The sequence below is a fragment of the Pseudomonas sp. NPDC096917 genome (assembly GCF_044762555.1).
Lineage (GTDB): Bacteria > Pseudomonadota > Gammaproteobacteria > Pseudomonadales > Pseudomonadaceae > Aquipseudomonas.
Map to the genome: position 1 here is coordinate 181,584 of NZ_JBIWEO010000010.1, position 24,863 is coordinate 206,446.

Genomic DNA, 24,863 nt, shown 5'->3' on the forward strand with positions numbered 1-24,863 from the left:
CGCCGCGGGGGGCACTTGCTCGTGGACTGCGTGTTTGGGCATGATCGTTGGCTCGCCAATAGGAAAGACGCCCATGACCCGCTCTGTATTGCATCTGATGTGCGGCAAGATCGCTTCGGGTAAATCGACGCTGGCAACAACGTTGGCTGAACAACACGCCGCGATTTTGATTAGCGAAGATCGCTGGTTGGCGGCGCTCTATCCCGATGAGATTCATTCGGTGGCTGATTACGTGCGCTGCGCCCGACGAATTCGTCAGGTGTTGCAACCGTTGGTGATCAAACTGCTGGGTTCGGGGGTGAGCGTGGTACTGGATGTACCGGCCAATACGCGCGCTGATCGCGAATGGCTGCGCGCCTTGGCTGATGGCGCTCAGGTGCCGCATTGCCTGCATTACCTGGCTGTCGATGACGATACGTGCCGCGCCCGGTTAAGGGCGCGCAATGCCACAGGTGATCATGATTTCGCTGCGACCGATGCCGAGTTCGACCTGATTACGAGCCACTTCCAGGCCCCGAATGAGCAAGAAGGTTTGAATATCGTTGCTCACTAAGCGGATCAGGCTGAGGTGTTGACCATCGAGCCCGAGCTGCTGCCACCTTGTACGGTCAAAGCTTGCAGCAGTGCAGCAGTCGCTTCTTGCAAGGCGGTAGTGGTGGTTGTCACGGCAGCTTGAGCCGCAGTCAAGGCGGCGGCCTTGGCCTCTGCCGTCTGATTGCTGGCCTGAATTCTTTGCATCTCTTGCAACTGTTGTTGCAGCTGTTTTTGCAGGCGCGCAATTTGTTTTCTCAGCTGTTTGACGATGTCGGAACTGTCGTCACTATCGTCCGCAGGTGCTGACGCGGCCCCTCGGGCGGCACGCGGCTTGACTTCGCGGGTAGCTGTCGCCTCGGAATCAGACACAGCCGTATTGTCGGCGTTTGGGATCACGGTCTTGCGGGTGGTGCCGGTCGCATCTGGAATATTCACGCTGGCGGTGCCTGATGTGTTCACGTTTGACGCGCCAGGAACGTTCAAGCTGGTTGCCAGGTTGTTTATGCTGCCGAGCATGATGTTTTATCCTTTAAGCCCATTCATTAAAGGCCATCGGCCGCTGGAGCAGGGGCTTTAGGGCTGTTTTAGATAAAAACGCAGACGCTATAGGGTTGCGGCTGCTGCGCAACCGATCGCAACCTCGCACCTCGAAAGCGGCTACAAGACATCATCAACATCCAGCGCTTCACCGGTCGCGTAATAGTGTCCGCCCGCGATGTAATGCAGGCTGCGCCAGGCCGGATCGGCGTTTTCGAAATGCCAGTGCCCGTCCGTGAACACCCGGGTGTCGGCCCAGGCGCCGACCACTTCACCGATGAATAAGTCATAGGTGGTCTGGTTGTGGGGTTCCGGAATCAGTTTGCACGCCAGCCAGGCAGAACACCCGGCTACAAATGGCTGGTCATGCCCATCGATCTCAAACAGTTCAACGCCGCTGTCGCTGAGCTTGTGTGGGTCGGTATTCAAGCTCAGGCTGCCAACCTGACTGGTCAGTTTGAGCTGCGCCACGGTGGGTACTTGAATCACAAACAACCCGCTGTGTTCCACCAGTTCGCGGGTCTTGACGTTTTTGTCCAATACCACGGTGACTTTTGGCGGGGCAAAATCCAGCGCGCAGGCCCAGGAGGCCGCCATGACGTTCTGCACGCCTGCATGGCGTGCCGACACTAGAATCGTCGGGCCGTGATTGATCAGTCGATAGGCTTTGTCCAAGGGGACGGCGGCAATGTGCTTGTCCATTTTTACTCCTCTAAAGTGTCCCGAGTGCGCGACCTGCGCGATACCGGGCAGGGCGAGTGGGCCGATAATAGCGACAATCTGTGTACTTAAGCGGGCCCTGTAGACACGAGCGTTGGCCGCTGCAAGCATTGCGATAGTGCCGGATTTGTTCAGCCCCGTCAGTGGGATTGCTCAGGAAAAAAGCGTTCGTCCCAAGGCCTGGGCGGTACGCAAATGAGTCGCCGGGTCTTGGATTTCGGATTCGTTGACTGAGTGGCGCGCTCAATGCGTCATATCGTTATTCTCTAAAGGTATTTAAATTTAGTTTCTTATGCCTATAAAGTTATCTCCCTGCGTACAGGCCGACCAATCGGCGCGCCGCACGAAATGAACGAACACGGGACCACCGTGAGTTTCTGATCGAGGTGCGCGCCTTTGATTGCGCACCGTGTGGGAGTGACATCATGTCTGCACCGTCTGCCTCTGCGAATGCCGTTGGCATCCCCCCTCAAGTCTTCGACATTCGCCCGTTCAGTGGCGCCGTAGGTGCCGAGATAATCGGTCTGGACCTGGCGCTGCCGGTCAATGACCAGGATTTAGCCCGTATTCACCGTGCTCATCTTGAACATCATGTGGTGGTATTCCGAGATCAGCGCATCACTGCGCAGCAGCAGATCGATTTCAGCCGCCGCTTTGGCGTGTTGCAAATCCATGTGCTCAAGCAGTTTTTGCTCACCGGCCACCCGGAAATCCTCATCGTTTCCAACATCATTGAAAACGGCCAATCCATCGGCCTGGGGGATGCTGGCAAGTTCTGGCATTCCGACCTGTCTTATAAAGAACTGCCAAGCCTGGGCTCGATGCTGCATGCCCAGGAACTGCCGTCCGAGGGGGGGGCACGCTGTTATTTGGCGGCGGGACATCAACTGCACAATTACCTGGGATGAAAAGTTCTGCATCACGTTGGCAATGACCTCGGGCGAGTAGTCCTGTGCATTGGATTCTTTTAATGCGCTGATCACCACGCGGCTAATTGCGTCAGCATCCTGGCAGGTTGCGAGTCGAATCGGATATTCCATAGTGATGCCCTCGTGCTACGGCTTTTGCCCACAAAGGTTGGCGGTGAGCGAACGGCTTATACACTCAAGTCTATGATTGCTGTCGCAAAAGGCATCTAGACTGTAGGAAATACCTCGCTTGACTCAGCCTGAAGCGACGAGGGGACGGCTCCTTCACTGCACGAAGCTTTGGAGTGAGTGTGCTTGATGGTCAATACAGAGGATGCAGCCCGATGCTCCAACTCGACTTTTATTCCACGCTGGTAGCGGCTTCGCTGGTGCTTTTACTGGGGCGCGGGATGGTGGCCCGAATCGGTTTTTTGCGCACGTTTAATATTCCGGAGCCGGTTGCTGGCGGGTTATTAGTGGCTGTGCTGCTTCTGGTTCTGCGTCTGTTCACTGATGTGGAAGTACGGTTTGATCCTTCGTTACAGGTGCCGCTGATGTTGGCATTCTTTGCCACTATTGGCTTGAACGCGGATTTCGCCAGCCTGAAGAAAGGCGGGCGAGTGTTGAGTATTTTCCTGCTGGTGGTGACGGGCCTGCTGGTGGCACAGAACGCGATGGGTATAGTGCTGGCCAAGGTATTGGGGCTGGACCCGTTGATGGGCTTGCTGGCCGGTTCGATTACCTTGTCGGGTGGTCACGGCACTGGGGCTGCATGGGGCGCGGTGTTCAGTGAGAAATACGGCGTGCCTTCGGCCTCTGAGCTGGCCATTGCGTCAGCCACATTTGGCCTGATTCTGGGTGGGTTGATTGGCGGCCCGGTGGCTCGTTTTCTGATTAAGCGGGTGCAAACACCGGGTCTTGGGCAAGCGGGGCAAGCCGATTCGAGGCTGCCAACCGGCTTTGAACAACCCAATCAGGAGCGCCTGATCACCTCGTTCTCGTTTATCGAGACGTTGGCATTGCTTGCCATCAGCCTGCAGGTCGGGACACTCCTGAGCGGTTATATCCAGGGCACGGCTTTTGAACTGCCAACGTTCGTGTGTGTGCTGTTTGTGGGCGTGGTGCTGCGTAATGGGTTGTCAGCGCTGGGGTGGCATCAGGTGTTCGAGCGCGAAGTTTCAGTGTTGGGCAATGTCTGTTTGTCGCTGTTTTTGGCGATGGCCCTGATGTCGCTAAAACTCTGGGATCTGGCCGCACTGGCGCTGCCTGTTTTCATTCTCTTGGCTGCGCAGGCGTTAATGATGGCCCTGTTCGCGATTTTTGTGACGTTTCGCGTCATGGGCAGCAATTACGATGCGGTGGTTTTGGCGGCTGGTCACTGCGGTTTCGGGTTGGGAGCAACGCCAACGGCGATTGCGAACATGCAAGCGGTGACACAGCGCTACGGCCCATCGCAGATCGCTTTTTTGGTGGTGCCGATGGTGGGGGCCTTTTTCATCGACATCATGAACGCGATAGTGATCAAGTTGTATTTGGCGTTGCCTTTCATGGGGGCAGGGGGCTGATCTTGGCTTGTCCTCTGTGGGAGCCGACTTGCCCGCGATGAGATCGGTGCGGTGTAACACCCAAGGGCCGGCAGGCGAATCGTGTGCCGGCCCTTTTTTCTTGTTCAGACACACTCTTTGGCTGTCTGCACAAAGTCTGGGGCGAAGAGGCTGCGTTGATAGATAACGACCTTTGCCCCTGTGCTGGCTTTGAATGTTTCAACAATATTGTCTGCGGCCAGTGAGCTGGAGACCACGATTCTAAAGTGACGATTGGTCTGGGATACATTCGGATCAAACGCTTTAGCCTGCAGCTTTGGCACCAGACAGGCGGCGTAGGCTTCAGGGGTTTTTTGAGTGTCCAGGGTCAAAGTGGGTTGGTTGGGCGCGCTGGCGCACCCTGCGAGTGATGACAGCAACAGAAAGACGCTGGTAATGGCAGCAATACGCATGGGTTGAAACCTTTAATGTGTCAGCAAGCGGTATGGACGCAATTCAATGCTCGCTATTATCCAACTCCGGGCGGAAAAACAAACTCAGCAGGCTTGATGGTGACTATTGACTGGCGTGATGGAGCGCAAGACTAAATGCGGCATTGAAAAAAACCATCACCTTTCAAACCGCCTTAAACGCGGCGACCCCGTTGCGTCTAAATATCAGGTCCATTCGAGTACGCTTTACCAGAACCGTCAGCTTGGTGTTTTTATCTGCCTCCATACGGAGAAAATTCTTACTCTGTCTAACCGCTAGTTACCTAGCTCTCTGATTTTTCGATGGTTTTAGCGTGAATGAAAATTTAAAAAATATCACTCAAAAGCCATTAAGCAACTTGCCTCATCGGCGCAGGCTCTATATATTCGTTCACCTGTCACGCAGGCTACTGATTGTTTTAAACGTCAAAACCTGCCCTGCATGACCCGCTTTACAGCGCTACCGCCCGAATGGCGAAATTGGTAGACGCATGGGACTTAAAATCCCCCGTTCGAAAGGACGTGCCGGTTCGATTCCGGCTTCGGGCACCATATATATCAAGGGCTTGCGTGATTTTATCAGGCAGGCCCTTGTTCGTTTTTGGTCCGCAATTATTGGATTGGTCCGCAACTCACTTGGTTGGCGAGACTTTTTTACCCTTCCGGTTGCGGATGTACTGCTCAGTCATCACGACGGTCGTATGCCCAAGTTGATCCCTTGCCTGCAAAATATCGCCGCTTGATTCGGCTTTGTCTGTGCCGGCTTTAGCGCGCAAGTCGCGCATTTGGAACTCGGACTTTTCGACCCCGGCCGCTTCCCTGGCCAAGTCAAACCTTCCCCGCAGCATCGCCACCGACATCGGTGTGCCATTCTCTGTAACGATCAACCGCGTCGAGCGGACCTTGTGTTCTGACTTTCGGGACATGATTCGATCAATCAAAACCCTTAGCTCTCCAGTGATTTCAATTCGACGCTTTGCGTTTGTCTTGCCTTGAAGTACCCATATCTGACCCTCGCGAACGTCTCTCTCATCCATCAGTCGAGTGTCGGTAACCCGCTGGCCAGTCAAATAGGCGAGGTCCATTGCGTCCTGTAGGCCGGCATCCGCTTTCTCGTACACGCGCTTGAAGAGTGCGTCTTCGATGTAGATGTCCCGCCCCGTCTCCTTGTTGCCCTTGATTCCTGCGCAAGGGTTGGCGAGCGCGGTATAGCCGATATCCCGGGCAAAGTTCCAGATCGCACTGAGCAGGGCCTTCTCCCTGTTGGCACGTACCGGCGCGGCTTTGCGCCAGGTCAGATATTGGCGGACGTGCAGTGGCTGGATGGTTTCGAGCGGGGCCGGCGGGTCGTCGAAGAACGACATCAAGTTTTTCAACTCCCTGACGTTGTCCTTCTGCGTTGCTGGTTTCTTTGAAGGCACTACGTCAACCAGGTACTTCTCGGCTACGTAGCGGAAAGTAATCACCTTGGCCACAAGGTCGGTTGCAGTGCGGTCACGCTCGAGCTTGGCGTACTCCATGATCGCTAGGCCGTAGTCACTGCCGAGCGGGATTTCTTTGCGGTCTTTACCGCCGGTATCGTAGTAGTAGAAGATCCTACCACTGGCTTTCTTTCGCTCTCGCAGCCGGGCAATTGATCCGGATTTACTTGGTCGTCGTCCCATGTCAGCTAGCCTTGCGTGGTGTCCATACGGGTTTCTCTGGCTCAAACATACCGACGGCCGTCACAGCCATTGCCGTGACACTTGGCCAGCCATTCATCTTGATGGTGTGTCTGACACCGTTCTTCTTCAGGTTGAGGATCTGACCTGCCTTGGTCCGCGCGCCGGTGAGCTCGCAAACCTCCTCGTGGGATAAAAACTGGATGCTCATGAGCGTCTCCATGCCGCGCGTGGCGGCACAAGGTGGTGATGGGTTATTCGTCTTCGTCCGGATCGAAGTCGTCATCGCCGTCATGGCTCACGCTGATCGGCAGTTTGCCGAGGCGTTCGATGGCGAGTACGAGACCGATCTTCAATCCCTTGGCCATGTCTTTTGTCAGAACGATCTCGACGGGGTCGTCGGTGCCGAGCTGAAGCGTCACGCCTTCCTTTGCGTTGTCGCTGATGACCTCCAGCTGTTCGGCCTGTCGCTTGTGCCACGCCAGTAACGACTCGATCATTTCGCCGACGTCCTGCGGGGCGTTCACCGATCCCTCCAGTGCACCGGTGACCAGCTTCTTCAGTTCCGCCTTCTCTTCTTCGGCGCGTTCGAGCTGATCGTCTGCGGCGAACGGCCCTTCGACCATCGACCAGCTGCTGGCGAACACTTGCGCCTGGTCCATGATGGCTTTGATATTTTTGTCAGACATACGAATACCTCGCCCGCCGTACACCGGCAGGCTGTTGAGTGGGGGAGGGGTTAGAGTTGTGGTGCGAGCAGGTCAGGAACCACTTCGCCGGTATCGTGGAAGTACCAGTCGCTGTCGGTCAGGTTGTTGATCATGAAGGCGGCGAAACTGTCAGCCGACATGCGCTTCATGATCCGTTCAAACTTCGGCGCTGGCCCTTTCCAAGTTGGCTCTGCACCGACGAGGCGGGCGGCTGCCAGGTTATGGTGACCATCCAGTAGAAGGCGGTAGTGCTTGCCGCGAATCTCCATGGTCACTGTCCTGACAACGAAGACCTTGAACGTGGCAGCCTTTCTGGCGATGACATCGCGGTTCAGATATCGCTGGCTGCTGATCAGCGGTGGTAAGTTCATCACCGCGGCCCCTTGTAGCTGTACACGTAGGCGAACCAGGCGATGGCGATCATGGCGTCACCTGCTGAGTTGCCTCGCGGAACCGGGACGGTGCCCAGTCGCAAGCCTCATCTTCCGGGATGTGACCGAACATCATCGTGCAGCGCCGGGCATGCACGCAGTCACCGCAGGTCTTGCCTTCCGGAAGGTTCATACGGTCTTCGTCTGTTTCTGACCGCCGCAGCGGTTCACGTTGCTGGGTCATGGCGCCACCTCGCGGCGTGCCCACCAGCAGACCGGGCCGTCGTCAGTGTCATGAATTGCCAGGCAGAACCAGCTTTCGCCATCAGGCCGATCCGGCTCCCAGTAGCTGCAGTCCGGATCGCCGGCTTCAAAATAACGATCAGCAATTGCTTGATCCGCGTATTCGATGCTGACCATTGCCACTTCTAACGCCTGCTCAGCAACCCAGGCTTTCACCTTGTCTCCGTCGCCCTCGTCGAAATCGGGCATGTCGGGGTGAGCAAACATGCCGTTTGCGTCGCGCACGACTGGGGCCGGTTGGATCAATTTGATTTCTTCAGGCATGACTCATCCTCCGCCGCTATAGCGGCTGACTTTGAATTGGGGGAGGGTTAGGTGTTACAGGGATGTGCAGCGGCTGGAGCGCTTGCGGAACTCGTAAACCATGCTGCGCAGATCTACCAGAGACTTCTGAAGGTCGCCGCGGGCGGTATCGATCGCTTCGAATAGCTCGCCTTCGCCTTCGTCGCCGCCCTCATCTACCGCCAACAGGGCCAGACCATACGCCTGAAACTTCGCTAGTGCGTCATCGGCCGATTGGGCCATGTACTCGGCATGCTCGATTGCATAGTCCTGACTTGAGCGCTCAGGCATCACCACCGCTACCGGCGTGGGCTGCTCGGCGTAGCGCCTTATAACTTCGCACAGCTCTTCAGCCTCAAGGTGATAACTGCCGTCATCAGTACCGCCCAGCTCAAATGCGAGCTGCAATGCTTGGGTGTAATCCTCTTGCACCCCACAAGCGGTGCACACAAGTAGGTATTCGCCGTCATCAGTCCATTCGTGGGCGCATGCCACCGGCTCGCCCTGGCGCTGGGCGGCTGGCTCGGAATAAACCTTCATGCCGTCCTTGATATGAATTTCACCCGACGACTCAAAAACAATGCGCTCGTCGCAGTCACGGTGTAGGGTTCCGATTGCCACAGGGCCGGCTGCACTTTCGAGAATCTCTCGCACGCGATCACCCAGGGTGCTGCCATAGAACTTTGCGGGAAGGCTATGTATCTCTTTCATAGCTGCCAGCAATTCCTCCAGCAACTCCCGCTCAACGCTCAACATCGGTTTATTGGTCATACCCTCTCCCGGGCTCTTCGCTCAGCCGCTTCGGCCTGGCGCAACTTGCTGCATTTGGTGTGGTTGCCGTGGGCGCGTGATCTGCTGCATTGATCGCAGATGGTTTGAAGGTCCAGCGGGCGCATGGGCGCGCCGCGTAACCGGACGGTTCGGCGTAGGGCGGTCATGGTTTCTCCTTGCCGGGTGATGCCCGGCAGATGAAAGTTTCTTCAAGCGGCTTCTGCTTGGCGCTCAGCAGCACGCCAGGGGTCGTTGGCTCTGGCCAGTGCAGCCATTGGCGGCGGGCTGACGCTGTTCCCGCACATGTGCACCTGCTGAGTCTTGGTGAACGGCTTGCCGTCGGCGCCGTGACTGATCATGTAGTCGTCCGGGAAGCCTTGCGCCTTGTACAGCTCGGCGGGTTGCAGCATGCGTAGGCAGATATCGACGATCACATACGGCGTACCTTTGATGGTCACTGTGACCAGTGCCAAGCGGTCGCGGGTGGTGATGGTCGGTGCAGGCTCGCTGGCGTCGCTCACATTCTCCGTGCCGTAGTAACTGATAAGGAAGGCCGCGACCCTAAGCGCACCGGCCTCAACCTCTGGCGAGAGTTGCAGCTCGACCAGCGAACTCTTGCCGCCTCCGCCCGCTGTTATGGTGGGGGCCGGTTCGTTCAGGCCCTGGCCGATACTGGCGCCGAACTGACGCTCAAGGAATGCCGTCATCAGTCCGTGATGCGTACCGCCTGCGCTGATGGTGTGCAGTGGATCGTTGAGGTCCCGTGCATCGCAGTTGCCACGCAAGTGCACCAGGTTGGCGGTGACCAGCTGTTGCTGGCTGCCGGTGTTGGTCACCGTGGTCATCGGGTCTTCGATGCTCTTGGCAGCCGTGGTGTTGAACCCGCCATTCATCTGGGCCATGAACACCGTAGAGATGCCCATGGCGTGCGTGGCGCCGGCCGGGCGCTGGTAGTTACCGCCGCTGGTGATGGTCGGCAGCGGCTCGTCGAGCGCCTTGCCTTCGTCCGCAAACCGGAACTTCACCAAGTGTGCCGCTGCGATCGCTCGGTGATTCTGCGTCATCAGCGTCCCGGCAGGCTGATCCGCTGTTGTTGGCTTACCGCTGTACTCGGGCCCTCCGGCTCCGACCAGTACCGGACTGATCAGCGTCAACTCACCGCGATTCGCGCAGGTCACCGTCGGCAGCGGGGCGTGCGGGTCGTTGATGCGATCGCTGCCTTGATGCGTGGCTGGCGCGATGATCGGGCTGGCCATGGCAAACGAACCACCGCGCGGCCAGGAGGTCACGGTGCGTAGCGGGTCATGCGCTGACTGCACACTTTCCCCGGACCAATTCGCGATCGGCACAATGAATGGATCAGCGGCATCGATGACGAACTTCTTCATGCCCTTGGCGATCCGGCGCAGCGTAGCCGGTGCCAGCGGCTTCGGCCGGTCGAAAATGCTTTTGCTCGGGATTGTCCAGTCGATGCACTCGGCGGCAGTGCGCCACTTCTTCTGGCCCTTGGCCGGGTGCTTAGCGTGGGTCGGCTCAGGCCACACGATCGGCTGGTCGTCGCAGCGGGCGATCATGAACAATCGCTCGCGGCTGGTCGGTGCGCCGAAGTCGCAGGCCTTCAGTACCCTCCACTCGACGACATAGCCAAGGTGCTGGAGCTCGGCCACGAACACCGCCCAGGTCTGCCCGCGGCGTTTTGGGTCGGGCACCAGGAACTGCTGGTGGACCGGAACCACTTCGCCCGGTTCGGCGATGACGCCACCCAGCTTCACTACTCGGCCGGTCACCTTGCAGCGCTTGGCAATCAACGGCCCCCATTGGAGAATCTGTTTCACGTTTTCCAAGCTGATCACCCGGGGCTTCTTCTTGCCTGCCCACTTCAAGCCGATCCACGACAGGTTTCGAATCTCACGCTTGCGCGGCTGGCCGCCGGCCGCCTGGCTGTGGTGCGTGCAGTCTGGCGACATATGGAACCAGCCAACGGCCTTGCCGCCGCATTCCGTGTCCGGATCACCTTCGAACACGTCGGTCGTGTAATGCACTGCGCCCGGGTGGTTGACGGTGTGCATGCTGATCGCCTGGGGGCTGTGGTTCTTCGCGACATTCACCGCGCGGCCCAGACCCATCTCCAAGCCGGTACCAGCGCCGCCACCGCCACAGAAGAAATCGACAACGATCTCATCGTCCTGAGTGCTGAAGCCGAGTCCGTATTGAGTTTTGAAATCGAAGGGGTGTTTCTTCTGTTGTGCGGACATAGGGGATCCTCGCCGGCTGGCGTGATTCGTTGAAGTGGGGTATTTGTGTTCGGCCCGGCATGGAGCCGGTTTGGAGAAGCGATGCTTGAGCGAATAATCGCGGGGCTTTTAATCGGGTTTGTTGCTGGGTTCATTGAGTCTGGGTTACTGCCGTTATCAAAAAAGACTCAGTGGATTACCGAGGGCGTCATGGTCCTTGCAGGAATAGGGTTTGTCGCCTCGTCATTCACGTTCGGCCCCGTCTTTGGGATCGCGGCAATTGTCGAGATCGCCATCGGATATTCTTCGGCCTCTAAGGTGTTCCGATCTAGAAAAGCGCAACCGTAGCGGCGCTGGCGAGCAGCGTCGGGCAGTCGATGCGGTTTTCTGTGGGCATGGGGCGTCCTATGCCGGGGCGGTGGAGGGTGGGTTGATATGCGGCAGCGCTTTAAGGCAAAGTGCCGCGACTGATCGGGAGCGGCAAGATATGCATTTGAAGAGGTTCTTAGAGCCTACCCTCTGGGCGGTTTGGGGATTGCTCGTCGGCGGAGCCGCATTGTGGGTTGCGGTTGGATCGATCGGCTTCTTCAGTAAGTCAGGGTGGCTGCCAAGCGATTCGTCTGGTTGGATACAAGCAATGGGCTCTGTAGTGGCAATATTTGTTGCCATTTATATAGCAAGCAGCGAATCAAGAAGATTAAAAAAAGAACGAACCGAACATGAGAGAGTTTTAATCTCAGGACTTATTTCAATGACTCACAACGCAGCTCTCGCAGTCGAACGCCTGCATGCAAACATTTCTCCGAACTCAAGAAGTGCTGAGGATGTTGCTTACGTTGAAAGCAGTCTTGCATCTTTTATGTCGATCGATTTACTGAAACTTCCTAGCGAAAAAACTCTAATTGAGGTTCTCAAGGTGCGATCAACCCTAGAAGTGGCCCTGCAAAAAGAAAGTTTATGCCATGGCTTAATCGATCAGGAATCTGCAAAAAAGGAGCATGCCTTTATCAAGGAAGCAAGCACCCTTATTTATGTCTCATCGATCAATTTGCAGGTACTTCGGACGCATGTTAATTAAAATTAGACTCCAACTTCAGTAATTAGCATGTCAGCTTTATGAGGTAGTCGCGCGTTTGAGCTGCTCGCTCAGCTGGGATGGCAACCCACGGAGAGTAAGTGTTCCACCTGCTTCATCAAACTCTATCTTCGAGCCGAGCAGGTGCTGCTCGAAGCTGATCGATAAGCCCTCGGCACGACCAGTGAAACGCCTGAATTTGTTCAGGGTCTTCTTGTCGGCGGGGATGGTGTCCGACAGGCCGTACTCCTTGTCGCGGATGAACTTGGAGAACATATTAGGCTGGTCTTCATCGATCCGCTCTGACAACTCGTCGATGGTTATCGGCTCGCCCAGCTTGGCCTGGGCCATGGAGTAACTGACCAAGGCGTGGGTCTTCTCGCGGGCCGACTCTTCCCCCAGGTCTTCGCTTTCCACGAAGTCGCTGAACGCCTTGAGCAGAGTGCGAGTTTCGCCCGGGCCGTCAACTCCCTCCTGGCAACCGATGAAGTCGCGGAAGTAGTCGGTTGCTTTGCGGCCCTTCGAGCCTTTCAGGTATGAAATGTACTGTCGCGACTTCGGGTTGTTGCGCCACTCCGAGATATTGATCCGGGCAGCCAGGTTGATGTTGCCGAAGTCCAGATGCTTGGAAGGCGTAACGCTCAGATCTGCATTCACGGTTACCCCTTCACTATGCTGGAGCAGGGCAACGACCAGGTAGTCAGTCATGCCTTGCTGGTAGTGAGCGAACAGCACGTGCCCGCCAACAGAGAGGTTTGATTCTTCCATTAGCTTTGTCAGGTGCTCGATAGCAGTACGGCTGAACTCGATGAAGTCGCCGCCTTCGATATAGGCCTGTAGCCATCCGCTGAGCGGGTAGGCTCCGGACTGAGCATGGAAGAAGCCCCAACCCTTTCCAGTCTTTGCGTTGTAGGCTTCGTTCAGGTCCTGCAGCAGGTTTTCGGTGGACTGAGACTCGACCAGCTCGATGTCGCTGACGTGCAGCACGGCTGGAGTGCCGTCTGGCTTCTTGTCGATCTGGTGGATGATGCTGTGGCGGATGGGCATGTGTTTACCTCGGGATGGCGCCGCCCTCCGTGACCGGATGCAGCAAGGTGGTTTATTGTTGGTGACATGAGGGCGTGACAGTTAGGGCAGGTGAATAAACTCGGCCAATTGCTGATCGGTCATGCGGTCAGCGCCGCGAATGAAGCGCTACAAAAGATCCGACTCTTCGTCGATTCCGGTTCGCCCCATTGTTCGCTTTAGCGCCGCTTCATCGTTGTGATAGAGCGATGTGACAATCTTTCTTGACAGCAATCGCGCTTCTTTTTCCTGCGCACTCAACTTGTCCCGCTCGCGTTGATCGCGCTTCCGTTCGGTTGGAGTTTTGGCCACGGCCTACCTCTTTAATTCCGCTTGGCGGCAGTTGGTGTTGAATTTGACGAAGGCGATGACGCACGGAGGTATTGACGCGCCTCACACGTGACTTCCGAAGAAGGCGAACACAGTCAGGATTGCGCCAATACGCAAAGCCCAAATGCTCAGCGCACGCCCTAATTGCTTGACGTCGAACTGCTTGGCTTTGGCTTCCAGCGCACGCGCATGGCTGGTTGCGTTGTTGTGCCCGAAGCGCTCGGCGACGACCACGCCAGTAGCGCGATTGATGAGGGCGAACGTATTGTTGCCGCTCGGCTTCACAACGATCAGTGGCGCCAAGGGTGGCGGCATGACGCCGGGCTTTTGGTAAAAGTCGGCTGTAGCCTGACGCGCTCGCTCGCGCAACCCTTCAAGAATGGCGCGGCGTTGAAAGATAGATTGATGCATGGTCGATCCTCGACAGGGTTGCGGTTATTCGTCAGCGCTCGGATTGTCAGTAGTGCGCAATGGAGTGCTGACGAATAAAAGCAGGCGTGAAGAAGCCCAGTCGAAACCGGGCTGTGTTGCGCTCTCAACAACGCCTCCGTACGTGAGAGCAAGGCCGGGGCGCGCTAAGTTGGCGGGCCCTGGTAGGTTAGTTGTGCATGGCTGCAAATCCTCCGTGTTGTTCGGTCACTTATGCGCAAGACGTCCGGCGCTTCCCGGAATGCGTCAAGTCTGGCGATCTTCGCCCTCGGACTCGCTTGCGCCGTTTACTCCATGACCTGGTTGGCGGCTCTAGCCAACTAGGTCAAATGAATCTGCGCGACGCACCATCCTTAGGTCGCCGCCTCGGCGTTCAGTTGGGCGACGATCACGACGAGAGATTCCGGCATCATCGAACCCCTGAGTTGCCATGATCGCGATGAGCATCAAGCAGAGCGGGGTAATGATCTGTCGGCGCATCGCTTCGGCAACCATTGCGCCTTGGCGGTGAACGCCGAGCTTGAACATGGCGCATGCCAGTCGCTTGACTACGGTGCCCGGTGCAATGTCGAACACCTTGGCGATTTCTTTGGCTGTCAGCCCCTGGGCAACTGAAAGCACGAACTGCAGTTCCCGTGGCGCAAGGCCTCGGCCGAGGTGGCCCTTCCATGCACCGTCTACGATTGTCGATTCCATGATGTCTACTCGGTTGTTTTCCCGATGCACCCGGTTGCCCAGGTGCAGCAGTGAAAGTGTCCGGTGTTGCCAGCAAACCTTGCGTGTCGAGTTATCGGTCACGGAAGCAGGCTGTATTGCGTGCTGTTCCCTGAACTCAAGTGCCGTATGGCGTCAGGGTGCGTCTGCAGGTTGTTAAAGAGCGGGTCGCTTCGGTTTGCTTTATTGGTGGCAACAATACCGCCGGTATTGTGTGTTGGTCAATACCTCCGGTGATGTATTTTCGGAGGGCATAAAAAAGCCCGCTCAGTGGCGGGCTTGAAGTACTCGTAACGCGGTTGCCTGAATCAAATTGCGACGCCAATCCGGCATTCAGAAAAGGAGCCAGATCCCTTTGGCTGATCCGATTATGCTTAGGGAGTATTACTTAGGTGTGACATGCACAAAAGCACCGTCTGCGTCTGGTGACGAGCTCAGTCTTCCGGATCAGTCTCATTCTCTGGTACCCATCTGGCTATTAGATCAACCAGCAGCTCTGCGATAGCGTCACTGTTATCTGACAGCACCTCAAGGTGCTCGTTAACTCGATGGGATGTCTCTGCGGAGCCTCGCTGATCAATCCAGAGTCCTATTTCTTCGATAGCTGAGCCCAAGGCGTTGATATTTTGATTCAAGCGGCTGAGCAGGGCAGGGGTTGGATCATCAGGAAGGGCTGCCATGGTGTCTCCTCTGGTTGATGAGGAAAGCGTAGCAGACACAAAAAAGCCCGCCTGTGGAGGGGCGGGCGAACACCGAGAGGATGGAGCCTCAATCTCGGTGCTTGGAGTCTAGGCGGGGTGCGGGTGATTGCAAGGATGGCAGATACAAGAAGCCCGGCGCTGGGCCGGGCTTGATAATTAGACTGAGATCCGATGTTGTTCGGACATTTCCTTAACCAGCTTCAGGTCATGGGCGAACATTAGCCGGGGGCGTCCTGAGGCGTCACACTCATAATCACCAGAGACTGCGATAACGCTACCAAGTATTTTCTGACCTATTTCACTGGTTACACTCGGGAGGACACAGCGAAGAGTGCCGACGCCGGAAATATTGCGCAGATGGAATCTCCCGGAATCAAGATCAACCTCGCGAACCTCGCCAATAAACTCTCCAAACTTCTTCTTGAGTGTCACTGGTTTCCGAAGAGCATCCCGAAGGACGACGCGCTCGCGGTTGCCAAGCTCGCTTTGGCCCGCGTCAGGGGACGAGATATCGAGCGTATGAATTCCAACTTTGCCAGTAGGTGAAAGCTTAAACAGCGCCTCCAGGCTTGCATCGCGCATCGCTGGATCAGGTATTAGCTCTGCAATCCCAAGATTGAGCGACTCGTCGTCAATGAACTCAGGAATGGTCGGAAGTTGGCGGATGGCGAACTTGATGGCCTCGTGTACAGACTCTGGCTCATCGCTATCCATGATCGAAGCCATAGGGGCGATGGAAAAGCCGGCATAGATACTGCCAGGCGCGAACCCTGAAAAACGCAGATCAAGGTTCTTGGCAAGCTTCTTGGCATCTAGGTCGGTCAAATTGAAGATCGCCTTAGCGAGCATGCGCAACTGTTTTTCTGCAGAAACACACAGCCAGTTGAAAGCTCTTAGGCCAGGCTCCCCAGCAAAGGTGGACGGCCCCTCAGCATGAAATACCAAATCAGAGGTATCCATTATTTTGGCGAGCGGCATCTCCTCCAGGTACATTTCCTCAAGCTTTAGGCGGTAGAGGTCAATCATCCCTGAGAGATCGATCCCCGTGCCGGCTTCCGCAGCTTTTGCGGCCGCAATCTGACCTTGAAAAGCTGAAGCTCTTTTGTGAACTTGATCTACCCAGGTCACCATGGTGAAACCTCAATTATCCCGCGCCGGTCCTTTTCGTTTAAGCCTTTCTTCTTTCCGGCGGCTTTTGGGCCAACGTACTGAAAGAAATTATAGAAATCGTTGTGCCCGGCGAGGTCCAAAGTCACATAAAAATCCATTCCATAAGTGGACTTAATGCGGGCATTTTCTGCTGGGGAGCCGATGCGCAAAAGATCTGCGCGTGCCGCGAGCTCTGCGTTTGGAATGAGTATGGATGATTCTATATCGCCTGGTGTCACCTTATCAGAGATAAAGCTCCCTGCGACGATAAGCGACAGACCGCTACCTGCGGGTCTTAGCTCTGTGTCTATAAAGCGGTGAAATTCCTTCATGAGATTTCGGCGGTGACCGCTGAAGCAGAAGGTCGTCCTGATCTCATCCCATGACGCCCTATGGCATCCTTCGGGCAGGAAACCGCGCTTATCAAGCTCTGGTAAAGGCAAAGCGCATCCCCCTTGCTCTAATTATATTCCGTGCATGGTGTGCAGTTTCGCAGCGACCCTAAAAATCCCCGCTGAGCCGTCTAATTTATATTTCCCGCACAATCTTCCCACTCGTGATATCTGCCACATACCACGCCAGCCGATCCTCCCCAGCCTGAAACACGGTGCACATCTTCAGCACCGCCTGCGCATCCGCCTCATGCCCCGACTGGCTCAGTCGCTCAGCGATCCTCTTCAGCTCTACGGCTGACCACTTCAGGTCGGAGGCGATGCCCTGTAGGTCGCGCTTCAAATCCTGCTCTGGTTTATTGAGCTCCATGAATCCCCCTGAAAGTCGTTACCGCGCCAAATCATCCAGCCTTCACCTCATCCGCTTTGTTCCGCATTCCGCTTAACCCGACCAGACTTCACCTCATCCGCATAACTCACCAGCTTGTCCTCGATCGCCTGGTAGCTCAATGCGATCTTCATCAGTTCGGCGGCACCTATCTCATCCCCGGCATCGAGCAACCTTTTAGAGATGGTGAATAAATCCACTCCTGACCACTTGAGTAGGGCAGCGGCCTCTTTCAGGTCGCGCTTCAGTTCTTGATTGGGTTTCGTTAGGGGCATAAGGCGATCTCCTGGCTTCAAATGAACAGGGAGAGGATCAGTGGCAGTGTCTAGTGCCAGCTTTTTTATCGTTATGGCATCCCTGCTTATCGGTGCGCCCGCCGTGCGCGATAGCGGACACAGAAGTTATCGCCAGTGCAGCAGCCAGTATCAAGGTGAAGATTTTCATGACGCACTTCCTGTGGTTATTGAAAAACTACAAATCCCCGCCACGCCAGATGACTCGGCCTAGGATGTGGTGCTCGTTGAACTCGCTCCGCGAAAGCGTGCGGTCCGGATATTCTTCGTCGTTGTTGTCGCTACGTATGATCCAATCGCCCATAGCCGTCTGAATCAGGCGTTTTACGATTGTGCCGTTGTCAGTGCTGGTCAGTACGTATATGTGCTTGCTGGTAGGCTCGACTCTTGATCTATCAACGAGCAGCACATCGCGGTCGTTGATCGTTGGCCACATGCTTTCGCCTTCGGCGTAGATGACAATCAGGTTCTGTGGGTTCACGCCTTTCATTCTCAGCCAGTCACGCTTAAAAGCGAGAGTGGAGCGAATTTCAACGTGCGAGTTTTCGCTTCCAAGGCCAGCAGCTGCTCTTGCATCGTACTGAGGGATGAAGGCGTACTTGTCATCTACAGCCTTAACGTCATCGCCGGCAGGGAAAGGAGTGTTGGCAGCCGGAGCAGTCAGCACTGAATCCTTGGATGGGGAAGAGTCCTGAGGCGGTGTCAACGCCGAACTCATCTTCTCAAGTTGCTCGGCTAAGACAGGACTGAACTCAGCCACTGGAACCTCAAGCATACGGGCAAATACTGCTGCAGCACGTAGGCTCAAAGCTGTGCGCCGATTCATAAAGTGGCTAACAGCGCCCTGCGTTACTCCATCACCCAGCTCGGCGGCGATCTTTTCTTGGGTGAGCTTCAGTTGCCCGCGCTTTTTCTGAAAAATTGCTTTCAGGCGATCACTGTCTTCCAGCTGCCAGTCGGCAAGAGGAAGTCTTCGAGAGTCTTTAATCATGGATGGATCATATTACCTGCGGTATTCAGCCAGCCAATATCGCCGGTATTGACTGAAAACAATACCGGCGGTCATACTCGTTGCTCGTAATTATGTTGAGGCCGTCGACATGCGTCGTATCCCGCTTTCTGATTTCGCTAAAGAGTACGGCCATACCAAGGCTGCGCAGATGCTTGGTTGCACCCAGGGTGCCCTGAGCAAAGCTATTCGCGTAGGTCGCGATGTAGTCGTGACCTGTAACGAAGATGGGAGCCTCTCGGCGCTGGAGCAGCGCCCATTTCCGTCCCAAAAATCCGCCGCTTAACCCAACCCCACTGCAAGGAGCTATCTGGGACGTGAATTATCAATCCTTCCGAACTCACCCAACAGCACCTCGGATTAGCTGTTAATCCATCCAGTTACCAAATCGCAGGCAAAAAAAAAGCCGGTGGCTAGACCGGCTTCTTCACAACTTATTTCGGGGGCCATTATGTGCACCATTTTCTCATCACGCAACACCGCTGACGTGAGACCTCGCCTTGCACCCTTACTTGCCACGACCACCGCACAGGAGGCCGTGTAATGGCCCGTATCCGCACGATCAAACCCGAATTCTGGACCAGTGAACAGGTCATGGAATGCAGTCCTCTGGCGCGCCTGTTATTTATCGGTGTGTGGAATTTCTGCGACGACGCGGGCAATCACCCCATGTCGGCCAAGACCCTGAAGGCACTGGTGTTCCCAGGCGATGACATCACCTCGGCGAAAGTCGCTGAATTGCTCGCCGAGTTGTCAACAAATGGGCTGATCGATCTCTACGAGGTGTCGGGTAAAGAGTACCTGCACGTCAGCGGCTGGAAGCATCAAAAGATCGATCGGCCGACGATTAAACACCCTGCATATCGACTGACTATCGACGCTGATTCGGAGAATGCTCGACGAGCCCTCGCCGAGGAATCGCAAGAGCCTAGACGAGCCCTCACCCCCGGAAGGGAAGGGGAATGTAAGGGAGAAAACCCACCCAACGCGCTCGAACCGTTCGACCCTCGGGAAATGGTCGCCATGACCCTGGACTGGTTGCCCGATCCAGAAATCCTAAAAACCTATGCCGTTCACGTTGGCCTGTCTGGCGCTCTGTTCACTCCAGCGGTGATTGCCCTGTTCACCTGCCACTACGAGCCGAAGGGTGTGATCAACACCCAGGCTGAATGGGTGAGCATGCTGGTCAAGTGGGTACAGCGTGATCAGGTCAAGACCGCCGGAACCAACGTCAGCCGCTTCCCGGGCAAGTCCCGTACTGACGAACCCTTTGACGATGAAAACACCGACTGGCTGCATCAGGAGGCCACCCAATGAATCAAGTTTCAGTAATCGCCACCGGCCTGTGGGCCAAGGTGCAGACCGGCCAGTTCATCGCTGCCGGTGAAAGCGAACACATTCAGCCCGCCGCAGAACTGTCCCAGGCCACGGCCAAGGTCATCAACGGCCTGTTCCGCGAACTGCGTTCGATCTTCCCAGCGTGGAAGCAGGCTTGGCCGGATATGGCGACCTACAAAGCCGCCAAGCAGCAGTGGATGCGCGGGTTTCTTGAGGCCGGGATCTGCAGCACTGAGCAACTGCGCTTCGGCCTGTTGCAGGCGCGCCAAGCCGCCAAGGACTTTGTGCCGAACGTGGGTGTGTTTATCGGTTGGTGCACACCGACAGCGGAAATACTCGGCCTGCCGAGGTTGGCTGCGGCTCACCGCGAGGCTTGCCGTAACGCGCATCCGTCGATGGCTGGTCAGGCCAAGTGGACTCATGACGCGGTGTGGCATACGGCCAAAGAGTGCGGCTTTGAAAACCTCAACCGGCTGTCCCACGACCTGAGCATCAAGCTGTTTGAGCGCAACTACACGATCACGGTGCGTCGCATTCTGGCGGGCCTGCCGTTGCAGAAAATGCCATTGGCTTTGCCGCCACGGGCCATTGAACGCAGCTCGCCCGAAGTGGGCAACAAGGCTCTGGCGGCACTGCGGGCCATGCGCTCGGGAGGTGCAGCGCATGCCTAATCCTCACCTGGCTCCGGTGGAGCAGAGCGCCTACCGCTGGGCTGTTCACTGCTGCTCCTACAAGCTCGACTTGAGCCACAGCCCAGACCGCGCCGTGGCTCTGTTCGAGCATGAAAGCGTGGCGCACACGTTTGGTCGCCTGATGTGGCCAACCACTTACGAGGTTGTACACCAGCAGCCCCGACAGGAGGGTGACCGTTGAACACCAAAATCAAAACCCTGACCGTGAAGCTGTCGGACGCGGAGATTGGTCGAAATGCCAAGCTTGAGCATGTGCGCGACCTAAGGGATGCCGGTCACCCAGCATTGCACTTTCGCTTCTCCAAGAACCGCACCCGTGGCTCCTGGTACTTGCTTAACAAACGCCGCTGGCATCGCATCGGTGCCTTCCCTGATTTGAGCGCCAAGCAGGTACTGGCAGCGCTGCCGGCCGTGCGCCTGCGTGTATCAGCTGATGCGGGCTCGACCATTTCCCAATGGGTCACCACGGGCGAGCTGCTGAACTGGTATGCCGGTCGCATGGCTCTAGACCGCAACCTGTCGGCCAAGCGAAAGACAACCGGGGCCTCGGCCATGAAGTGCCACTTGTTGCCGCGTTTGGGCGGACTGCCGCTGACCGAGGTCAACAAGGCCACCCTCGACAACCTGCTCATGTGGCCGCTGCAGGAAACCCTCTCCATCGATTACGTGCGCCTGGCGTTCCAGTTACTGGCCTCGGCATTCCGTCAGGCGTTAACGCTGGGCTGGATCTCGACCAACCCAATGGCAGGCATCAAGTTCAGCGACTTCTCGAAGGCCAAGCGCGGCATAAAGCCCTCTCGGCTGCGAGGAGTGCAGTTGCAGGACCTGCTGAACGAGCTGGCCCCGGTCATGGCGAATGAACCCGCTGACGCCATGCTGGCCTTGATGATGCTGTGCCACGGCACCCGGATCGGGGAGACCCGGCAAGCGCGCTGGTCGCATATCAGCCTGGCCGAACGGGAGTGGTTCATTCCGGCTGAACACACCAAGACCGGCGTGGAGCATCACCTGCCGCTGACCGACCAAGTGCGCGGCCTGTTGATCCAGTACCGCGACACCCAAACCGCCCGCGGCTATGACGGCCAGTACCTGTTCCCGGCTCGCAATGGCAAGGCGTTGAGTGAAGGGCAGGCCAGTGCTGTATTCGCTCGGCTGGGCAAGGGTGAGTGGACCAGTCACGACCTGCGCAAGGTGGCCCGTACCGGTTGGGCAGACCTCGGCATCGACCACCTGATCGGTGAGCTGCTGATCAATCACGCGATGGGTCACAGCGTGAAGGTGTACATCCAGTCGGATGTGATGAGTCGCAAGCGTGACGCGCTGGAGAAGTGGCACGCCCATCTAGACCAAAAGGGTTTCAGCCTGATCCACGGGCAGACAGGCGTTAGATTCGGAGAATCCGGTAATGCGCTGGAAGCCGCTAACGGCGTGGCGCGCAGCGCTATTCAGAAAACAACCACAGTAGAGGATTAAAAATGGCCACCGCAGCTGCTGAGTTGACTGATCAAGAAGCCAAGGTTGCTCAGATGCTGGGGGATGCTTGGAGTGAATACCTGAAGCTGCCCATCGAACACCCGATGGAGCAGAAAGAGTTCTGCAGCGCTATTCATGCCTGCCAGAACATGGTGTTGGCCAGATGTGGTGTGCGGGCTTTGAAGTCCACCCAGTCAGTAGCGTTGGAGATCAAGTGATGGGTATGTACAAAGACGTAATGGGCACCCTGGTGCGTGTGCTTGCGGCAGACAACATCGACAACTCCACCAAGCAGAGCTGGCAGAAACTGATCGATGCCGAGTTGCGCTCAGGTGGGCAGGGCGCCGGCATCTCGGTGCGAGACAAGTTCGACTATGACTGTTGTCTGTATGCGCTGCTGCACAGTCGTCTAGCTCCGGCCCAGTGGGATGTCCTTGTTGCCAAGTATTCGACGCACAATGCGAATAAAGTCGCGGCAATCGGCCGGCTCATCAATCGGATTCAAACGCCAGCGCCTCAGTTGTTCATTTATAAGGCGGTGACCGCTTGGGCGATCCCTAAACTAAAGGGCGTGCATGTTGCGCCGCGCGGCGGTCGTGAAGTGGTCAGTCGTGGGCTGCGGGAAGACCTAGAACATGCCGCTGTTGGGAAGAAGATTGCGTCTGGCTGGAAGACCGAAGTGAAGGTCGAGCGTAACCAGTACGTGAAACGTTCCACCGATATGATTGTTTTGCCGCCTGAGTTCTACGACATGAATACTTGGGATACGGAGGGCAAACCAGAGTCCACCCGGCGCCGCTGGAAGACCGGAATAGCCCGGTGTCTTGAGCGGTTGGAAGAGGCCGCAGTAGTGCACGCCACCGAGCTTTTTGACATGGAAGAAATTTTCGTAGAAGCAGCTTGACCGTAGTGGCGCTTTGATCGTAAATTAACCCCATAATGTCGATGTTGCGCGTTATGAGATGCGACATCCGCAGCCCAGTTAATAGCTGGGCTTTTTTGTGGCAAAAATTCTGTTTGTAATAGTGGCTAATTGATATATTCCCGCCCCAATTCAGGAGGGACTCATGAAAAAAGCCGCCATTGCACTACTTCTTGCAGCCGTTGCTACCTCGGGCTGTACTCTCCGTGTTGCTGACATGACAGTCGCGAGCACCAAGAACTACAACATCAACGCCTCAAAATTCGTAAAGGGTAAGCGCGTGATTGGCGAGGATAATTACCCGGTAATTATCTTCCCAACAGGCATCCCAAATATGAAAACGGCGATGGATAACGCAATCCAGCAGGATACCTGCGCAGTAGCCCTTACTGATGTTGTCATGACTCAGCTGAACCATTCCTTCTTGTTCGGGATGATCGGCTTCCGTGTTGAAGGCGACCTGGTAATCGATACATCGCGTCCAGGTTGCGAAGCACGCGCTTAAGATGTCAAGAAATACCAAAGCCCCGCCATCGTGCGGGGCTTTTTCGTTATCGGCTCCATCACACCCATTGCTCCGAGCTGGGAGTGCTGTTGGGGCCGAACCTATCTCGCTCCCCGCAAGGGAGGATGCCGGATGTCACATATGCCAGAGAAGAATCCAGAGACCTGGCTCATTGCCATGGCCTGGCTCAGCCAGAACGCCCCAATGTTCTATGCCGCTGCGCTGTCGTGCTGGATCGCCTTCTTGCGTGTCATCTACGGTGGAGGTAGCCGGCGACAGGCCCTGCTTGAGTCATGCCTGTGTGGCGCGATCACCGCTGGGGCATTCCCGCTGCTCGAATACTTCAACCTCCCATCGAGCCTTGCAGCTGCCGTCGGAGCCTGTATCGGCACCCTCGGCGTGAAAAAGGTTGCTGCCTTGGCTGACCGATTCACCGACTTCAAATTGCCCAAGCGGCAGGAGTGACCCATGCAACTGATCGACAATTGGAAACAAGCGCTGAGCATGACCAGCGTTCAGGCTGGTGGTGCAATCGCTGCCCTTGGAGTTGCTGAGCAACTGATGCCGTCACTTCAGGCCGTGTTGCCACCTATTGCCTATGGCGTGCTGGGGCTCCTGGTGATGATTGCTCGGGTCGTGCTGCAACCGAAGCTGAACAAGTAGGTTGCTGGTGATGGGATGCACTGTATGCGCCGCCCGGCGCGACTGGATAAAGAAGTGGAGTGCAGTTGCTTATGAGCGAGCCCGTGACCTCCTTGCTAGAGCAGATGCTGGTCGAGCAGCATGTGCAGACCGAGCTGCTGAGGCAGATCGCAAGCAACCAGGTGGTACTGATCCAGGCGCTGGCAGAGGACCAGGGTGAAGACCTTGACTCGGCGCCGTTGACCTACATGGATGGCACGCTATGCCGCTGAGGCCGCAGAAACCATGCAACGCTCAGGGCTGCAACGTGCTCACGCGCAACCCTCGCTACTGTGATGATCATGTTCACCTACTGAAGAGCACGGCCCGGGCCAAGCCTCGGGAGAGCAGCACCAAGCGACACTACAACTACAAGTGGCAGCAGGCGCGTGCTGGGTTCCTTGCCAAGCATCCGCTCTGTCTTCACTGCTCGGCACGGGGTTTGGTGGTTGTGGCCACCGATGTCGACCACATCATCCCTCACAAGAACGACATGGCTCTGTTCTGGAACAAGACCAACTGGCAGAGCCTGTGCGGACCGTGCCACTCGGCCAAGACGGCCGCCGAAGACGGCGGATTCGGCAATGCGAGGCGCTGAAAGCAGAAAAACCCCGAAAAAACAGCGAAATTCGACCAAATGAGAGCGATTCGCGCTCACGGGG

General features: G+C 56.5%; 37 protein-coding genes, 1 tRNA gene and 1 pseudogene. 17 read left to right on the forward strand and 22 right to left on the reverse strand.

The window, feature by feature from the left end; translation table 11 throughout:
* Nucleotides 1–73 precede the first annotated feature (73 nt).
* Nucleotides 74–553: an AAA family ATPase gene (locus ACIQYF_RS13835; RefSeq protein WP_402862392.1), complete on the forward strand. Its 480-nt coding sequence runs from the start codon at nt 74–76 to the stop codon at nt 551–553.
* A 5-nt stretch (nt 554–558) separates the two neighbouring features.
* On the opposite strand, the gene ACIQYF_RS13840 is transcribed toward ACIQYF_RS13835, so the two are convergent.
* Nucleotides 559–1,050 carry a hypothetical protein gene (locus tag ACIQYF_RS13840; RefSeq protein WP_402862395.1) on the reverse strand — a complete coding sequence of 164 codons (492 nt, stop codon included), beginning with the start codon at nt 1,048–1,050 and terminating at the stop codon, nt 559–561.
* Nucleotides 1,051–1,191: 141 nt separating this feature from the next.
* Nucleotides 1,192–1,773 (reverse strand): flavin reductase family protein, encoded by a 582-nt coding sequence (locus tag ACIQYF_RS13845; RefSeq protein ID WP_402862398.1) that lies wholly within the window; start codon nt 1,771–1,773, stop codon nt 1,192–1,194.
* A gap of 443 nt (nt 1,774–2,216) precedes the next feature.
* Here ACIQYF_RS13845 and ACIQYF_RS13850 point away from each other — a divergent pair.
* Together ACIQYF_RS13850 and gltS are read left to right on the forward strand one after the other, a co-directional pair.
* Nucleotides 2,217–2,648, forward strand: a pseudogene (locus tag ACIQYF_RS13850) (TauD/TfdA dioxygenase family protein); the annotation flags it as partial.
* A gap of 395 nt (nt 2,649–3,043) precedes the next feature.
* Nucleotides 3,044–4,264, forward strand: coding sequence for a sodium/glutamate symporter (gene gltS, locus ACIQYF_RS13855; RefSeq protein WP_402862401.1), 1,221 nt, complete (start codon nt 3,044–3,046; stop codon nt 4,262–4,264).
* A 104-nt stretch (nt 4,265–4,368) separates the two neighbouring features.
* On the opposite strand, the gene ACIQYF_RS13860 is transcribed toward gltS, so the two are convergent.
* Nucleotides 4,369–4,695, reverse strand: a complete 327-nt coding sequence (locus tag ACIQYF_RS13860) for a hypothetical protein (protein WP_402862404.1) — start codon at nt 4,693–4,695, stop codon at nt 4,369–4,371.
* 483 nt (nt 4,696–5,178) lie between these two features.
* On the opposite strand from ACIQYF_RS13860, the gene ACIQYF_RS13865 reads away from it, so the two are divergent.
* Nucleotides 5,179–5,265: transfer RNA gene (locus ACIQYF_RS13865), tRNA-Leu, on the forward strand.
* A gap of 80 nt (nt 5,266–5,345) precedes the next feature.
* Here ACIQYF_RS13865 and xerC read toward each other — a convergent pair.
* The 8 genes from xerC to ACIQYF_RS13905 all read right to left on the reverse strand — a co-directional run bounded on the left by xerC (nt 5,346) and on the right by ACIQYF_RS13905 (nt 11,066).
* Nucleotides 5,346–6,377 (reverse strand): tyrosine recombinase XerC, encoded by a 1,032-nt coding sequence (gene xerC, locus ACIQYF_RS13870; RefSeq protein WP_402862407.1) that lies wholly within the window; start codon nt 6,375–6,377, stop codon nt 5,346–5,348.
* Nucleotide 6,378: 1 nt separating this feature from the next.
* Nucleotides 6,379–6,585, reverse strand: coding sequence for a DUF4224 domain-containing protein (locus ACIQYF_RS13875; protein WP_402862410.1), 207 nt, complete (start codon nt 6,583–6,585; stop codon nt 6,379–6,381).
* A 43-nt stretch (nt 6,586–6,628) separates the two neighbouring features.
* The gene (locus ACIQYF_RS13880) at nt 6,629–7,063 is read right to left on the reverse strand and encodes a hypothetical protein (RefSeq protein ID WP_402862413.1); all 435 of its coding nucleotides are present in this window, start codon (nt 7,061–7,063) and stop codon (nt 6,629–6,631) included.
* Between the two features lie 50 nt (nt 7,064–7,113).
* The gene (locus ACIQYF_RS13885; RefSeq protein ID WP_402862416.1) at nt 7,114–7,455 is read right to left on the reverse strand and encodes a hypothetical protein; all 342 of its coding nucleotides are present in this window, start codon (nt 7,453–7,455) and stop codon (nt 7,114–7,116) included.
* Between the two features lie 49 nt (nt 7,456–7,504).
* On the reverse strand, nt 7,505–7,699 hold the full coding sequence (locus ACIQYF_RS13890) for a hypothetical protein (protein ID WP_402862419.1): 195 nt from the start codon (nt 7,697–7,699) through the stop codon (nt 7,505–7,507).
* Entirely contained in the window at nt 7,696–8,022 is a 327-nt protein-coding gene (locus ACIQYF_RS13895; protein ID WP_402862422.1) for a hypothetical protein, read from the reverse strand. The genes ACIQYF_RS13890 and ACIQYF_RS13895 overlap by 4 nt, the downstream gene beginning before the upstream one ends.
* A 54-nt stretch (nt 8,023–8,076) precedes the next feature.
* Complete coding sequence (locus tag ACIQYF_RS13900; RefSeq protein WP_402862425.1) at nt 8,077–8,811, reverse strand: hypothetical protein; 735 nt, start codon at nt 8,809–8,811, stop codon at nt 8,077–8,079.
* Nucleotides 8,812–9,020: 209 nt separating this feature from the next.
* Complete coding sequence (locus tag ACIQYF_RS13905) at nt 9,021–11,066, reverse strand: DNA cytosine methyltransferase (protein ID WP_402862428.1); 2,046 nt, start codon at nt 11,064–11,066, stop codon at nt 9,021–9,023.
* A 466-nt stretch (nt 11,067–11,532) separates the two neighbouring features.
* Here ACIQYF_RS13905 and ACIQYF_RS13910 point away from each other — a divergent pair, with 466 nt between their 5' ends.
* Nucleotides 11,533–12,123 carry a hypothetical protein gene (locus ACIQYF_RS13910; RefSeq protein WP_402862431.1) on the forward strand — a complete coding sequence of 197 codons (591 nt, stop codon included), beginning with the start codon at nt 11,533–11,535 and terminating at the stop codon, nt 12,121–12,123.
* Nucleotides 12,124–12,159: 36 nt separating this feature from the next.
* Here ACIQYF_RS13910 and yejK read toward each other — a convergent pair whose 3' ends face one another.
* The 11 genes from yejK to ACIQYF_RS13965 all read right to left on the reverse strand — a co-directional run bounded on the left by yejK (nt 12,160) and on the right by ACIQYF_RS13965 (nt 18,572).
* On the reverse strand, nt 12,160–13,167 hold the full coding sequence (gene yejK / locus ACIQYF_RS13915) for a nucleoid-associated protein YejK (RefSeq protein ID WP_402862434.1): 1,008 nt from the start codon (nt 13,165–13,167) through the stop codon (nt 12,160–12,162).
* A gap of 147 nt (nt 13,168–13,314) precedes the next feature.
* Nucleotides 13,315–13,497, reverse strand: coding sequence for a hypothetical protein (locus tag ACIQYF_RS13920; RefSeq protein WP_402862437.1), 183 nt, complete (start codon nt 13,495–13,497; stop codon nt 13,315–13,317).
* Nucleotides 13,498–13,578: 81 nt separating this feature from the next.
* Nucleotides 13,579–13,926 (reverse strand): hypothetical protein, encoded by a 348-nt coding sequence (locus ACIQYF_RS13925; protein ID WP_402862440.1) that lies wholly within the window; start codon nt 13,924–13,926, stop codon nt 13,579–13,581.
* 330 nt (nt 13,927–14,256) lie between these two features.
* Nucleotides 14,257–14,640: a LuxR C-terminal-related transcriptional regulator gene (locus ACIQYF_RS13930; protein WP_402862443.1), complete on the reverse strand. Its 384-nt coding sequence runs from the start codon at nt 14,638–14,640 to the stop codon at nt 14,257–14,259.
* A gap of 452 nt (nt 14,641–15,092) precedes the next feature.
* On the reverse strand, nt 15,093–15,338 hold the full coding sequence (locus tag ACIQYF_RS13935) for a hypothetical protein (RefSeq protein WP_237149513.1): 246 nt from the start codon (nt 15,336–15,338) through the stop codon (nt 15,093–15,095).
* 177 nt (nt 15,339–15,515) lie between these two features.
* Nucleotides 15,516–16,490 carry a hypothetical protein gene (locus ACIQYF_RS13940; RefSeq protein ID WP_237149512.1) on the reverse strand — a complete coding sequence of 325 codons (975 nt, stop codon included), beginning with the start codon at nt 16,488–16,490 and terminating at the stop codon, nt 15,516–15,518.
* Complete coding sequence (locus tag ACIQYF_RS13945) at nt 16,484–16,951, reverse strand: DUF6932 family protein (protein WP_402862447.1); 468 nt, start codon at nt 16,949–16,951, stop codon at nt 16,484–16,486. The genes ACIQYF_RS13940 and ACIQYF_RS13945 overlap by 7 nt, the downstream gene beginning before the upstream one ends.
* Before the next feature lie 85 nt (nt 16,952–17,036).
* On the reverse strand, nt 17,037–17,270 hold the full coding sequence (locus ACIQYF_RS13950) for a hypothetical protein (protein WP_402862450.1): 234 nt from the start codon (nt 17,268–17,270) through the stop codon (nt 17,037–17,039).
* A 47-nt stretch (nt 17,271–17,317) separates the two neighbouring features.
* Nucleotides 17,318–17,563 (reverse strand): hypothetical protein, encoded by a 246-nt coding sequence (locus tag ACIQYF_RS13955; protein ID WP_095021057.1) that lies wholly within the window; start codon nt 17,561–17,563, stop codon nt 17,318–17,320.
* Nucleotides 17,564–17,600: 37 nt separating this feature from the next.
* Entirely contained in the window at nt 17,601–17,732 is a 132-nt protein-coding gene (locus tag ACIQYF_RS13960) for a YHYH domain-containing protein (protein ID WP_095021058.1), read from the reverse strand.
* A 27-nt stretch (nt 17,733–17,759) separates the two neighbouring features.
* Nucleotides 17,760–18,572, reverse strand: a complete 813-nt coding sequence (locus ACIQYF_RS13965; protein WP_402862455.1) for a S24 family peptidase — start codon at nt 18,570–18,572, stop codon at nt 17,760–17,762.
* Nucleotides 18,573–18,681: 109 nt separating this feature from the next.
* Here ACIQYF_RS13965 and ACIQYF_RS13970 point away from each other — a divergent pair, with 109 nt between their 5' ends.
* The 12 genes from ACIQYF_RS13970 to ACIQYF_RS14025 all read left to right on the forward strand — a co-directional run bounded on the left by ACIQYF_RS13970 (nt 18,682) and on the right by ACIQYF_RS14025 (nt 24,799).
* Nucleotides 18,682–18,876 (forward strand): Cro/CI family transcriptional regulator, encoded by a 195-nt coding sequence (locus ACIQYF_RS13970; protein ID WP_019829105.1) that lies wholly within the window; start codon nt 18,682–18,684, stop codon nt 18,874–18,876.
* A 257-nt stretch (nt 18,877–19,133) separates the two neighbouring features.
* Nucleotides 19,134–19,907: a DnaT-like ssDNA-binding domain-containing protein gene (locus ACIQYF_RS13975; protein WP_402862459.1), complete on the forward strand. Its 774-nt coding sequence runs from the start codon at nt 19,134–19,136 to the stop codon at nt 19,905–19,907.
* On the forward strand, nt 19,904–20,599 hold the full coding sequence (locus ACIQYF_RS13980; RefSeq protein ID WP_402862462.1) for a replication protein P: 696 nt from the start codon (nt 19,904–19,906) through the stop codon (nt 20,597–20,599). The genes ACIQYF_RS13975 and ACIQYF_RS13980 overlap by 4 nt, the downstream gene beginning before the upstream one ends.
* Nucleotides 20,592–20,801: a hypothetical protein gene (locus tag ACIQYF_RS13985; RefSeq protein WP_402862465.1), complete on the forward strand. Its 210-nt coding sequence runs from the start codon at nt 20,592–20,594 to the stop codon at nt 20,799–20,801. The genes ACIQYF_RS13980 and ACIQYF_RS13985 overlap by 8 nt, the downstream gene beginning before the upstream one ends.
* Complete coding sequence (locus ACIQYF_RS13990) at nt 20,798–22,093, forward strand: tyrosine-type recombinase/integrase (RefSeq protein WP_402862468.1); 1,296 nt, start codon at nt 20,798–20,800, stop codon at nt 22,091–22,093. Before ACIQYF_RS13985 ends, ACIQYF_RS13990 begins: the two co-directional genes overlap by 4 nt.
* A gap of 2 nt (nt 22,094–22,095) precedes the next feature.
* Nucleotides 22,096–22,311: a hypothetical protein gene (locus ACIQYF_RS13995; protein WP_402862471.1), complete on the forward strand. Its 216-nt coding sequence runs from the start codon at nt 22,096–22,098 to the stop codon at nt 22,309–22,311.
* Between the two features lie 5 nt (nt 22,312–22,316).
* Nucleotides 22,317–22,997, forward strand: coding sequence for a hypothetical protein (locus ACIQYF_RS14000; protein WP_402862474.1), 681 nt, complete (start codon nt 22,317–22,319; stop codon nt 22,995–22,997).
* Between the two features lie 163 nt (nt 22,998–23,160).
* Nucleotides 23,161–23,520, forward strand: coding sequence for a hypothetical protein (locus tag ACIQYF_RS14005; protein ID WP_402862477.1), 360 nt, complete (start codon nt 23,161–23,163; stop codon nt 23,518–23,520).
* Nucleotides 23,521–23,652: 132 nt separating this feature from the next.
* Nucleotides 23,653–23,985 carry a phage holin, lambda family gene (locus tag ACIQYF_RS14010; RefSeq protein ID WP_402862480.1) on the forward strand — a complete coding sequence of 111 codons (333 nt, stop codon included), beginning with the start codon at nt 23,653–23,655 and terminating at the stop codon, nt 23,983–23,985.
* A 3-nt stretch (nt 23,986–23,988) separates the two neighbouring features.
* A complete protein-coding gene (locus tag ACIQYF_RS14015) occupies nt 23,989–24,183 on the forward strand; it encodes a hypothetical protein (protein WP_402862483.1) in 195 nt (64 codons plus the stop codon).
* A 71-nt stretch (nt 24,184–24,254) separates the two neighbouring features.
* Nucleotides 24,255–24,434 (forward strand): hypothetical protein, encoded by a 180-nt coding sequence (locus ACIQYF_RS14020; RefSeq protein WP_402862485.1) that lies wholly within the window; start codon nt 24,255–24,257, stop codon nt 24,432–24,434.
* A 35-nt stretch (nt 24,435–24,469) separates the two neighbouring features.
* Nucleotides 24,470–24,799 carry an HNH endonuclease gene (locus tag ACIQYF_RS14025; RefSeq protein ID WP_402862488.1) on the forward strand — a complete coding sequence of 110 codons (330 nt, stop codon included), beginning with the start codon at nt 24,470–24,472 and terminating at the stop codon, nt 24,797–24,799.
* The last annotated feature ends 64 nt before the right edge of the window (nt 24,800–24,863 follow it).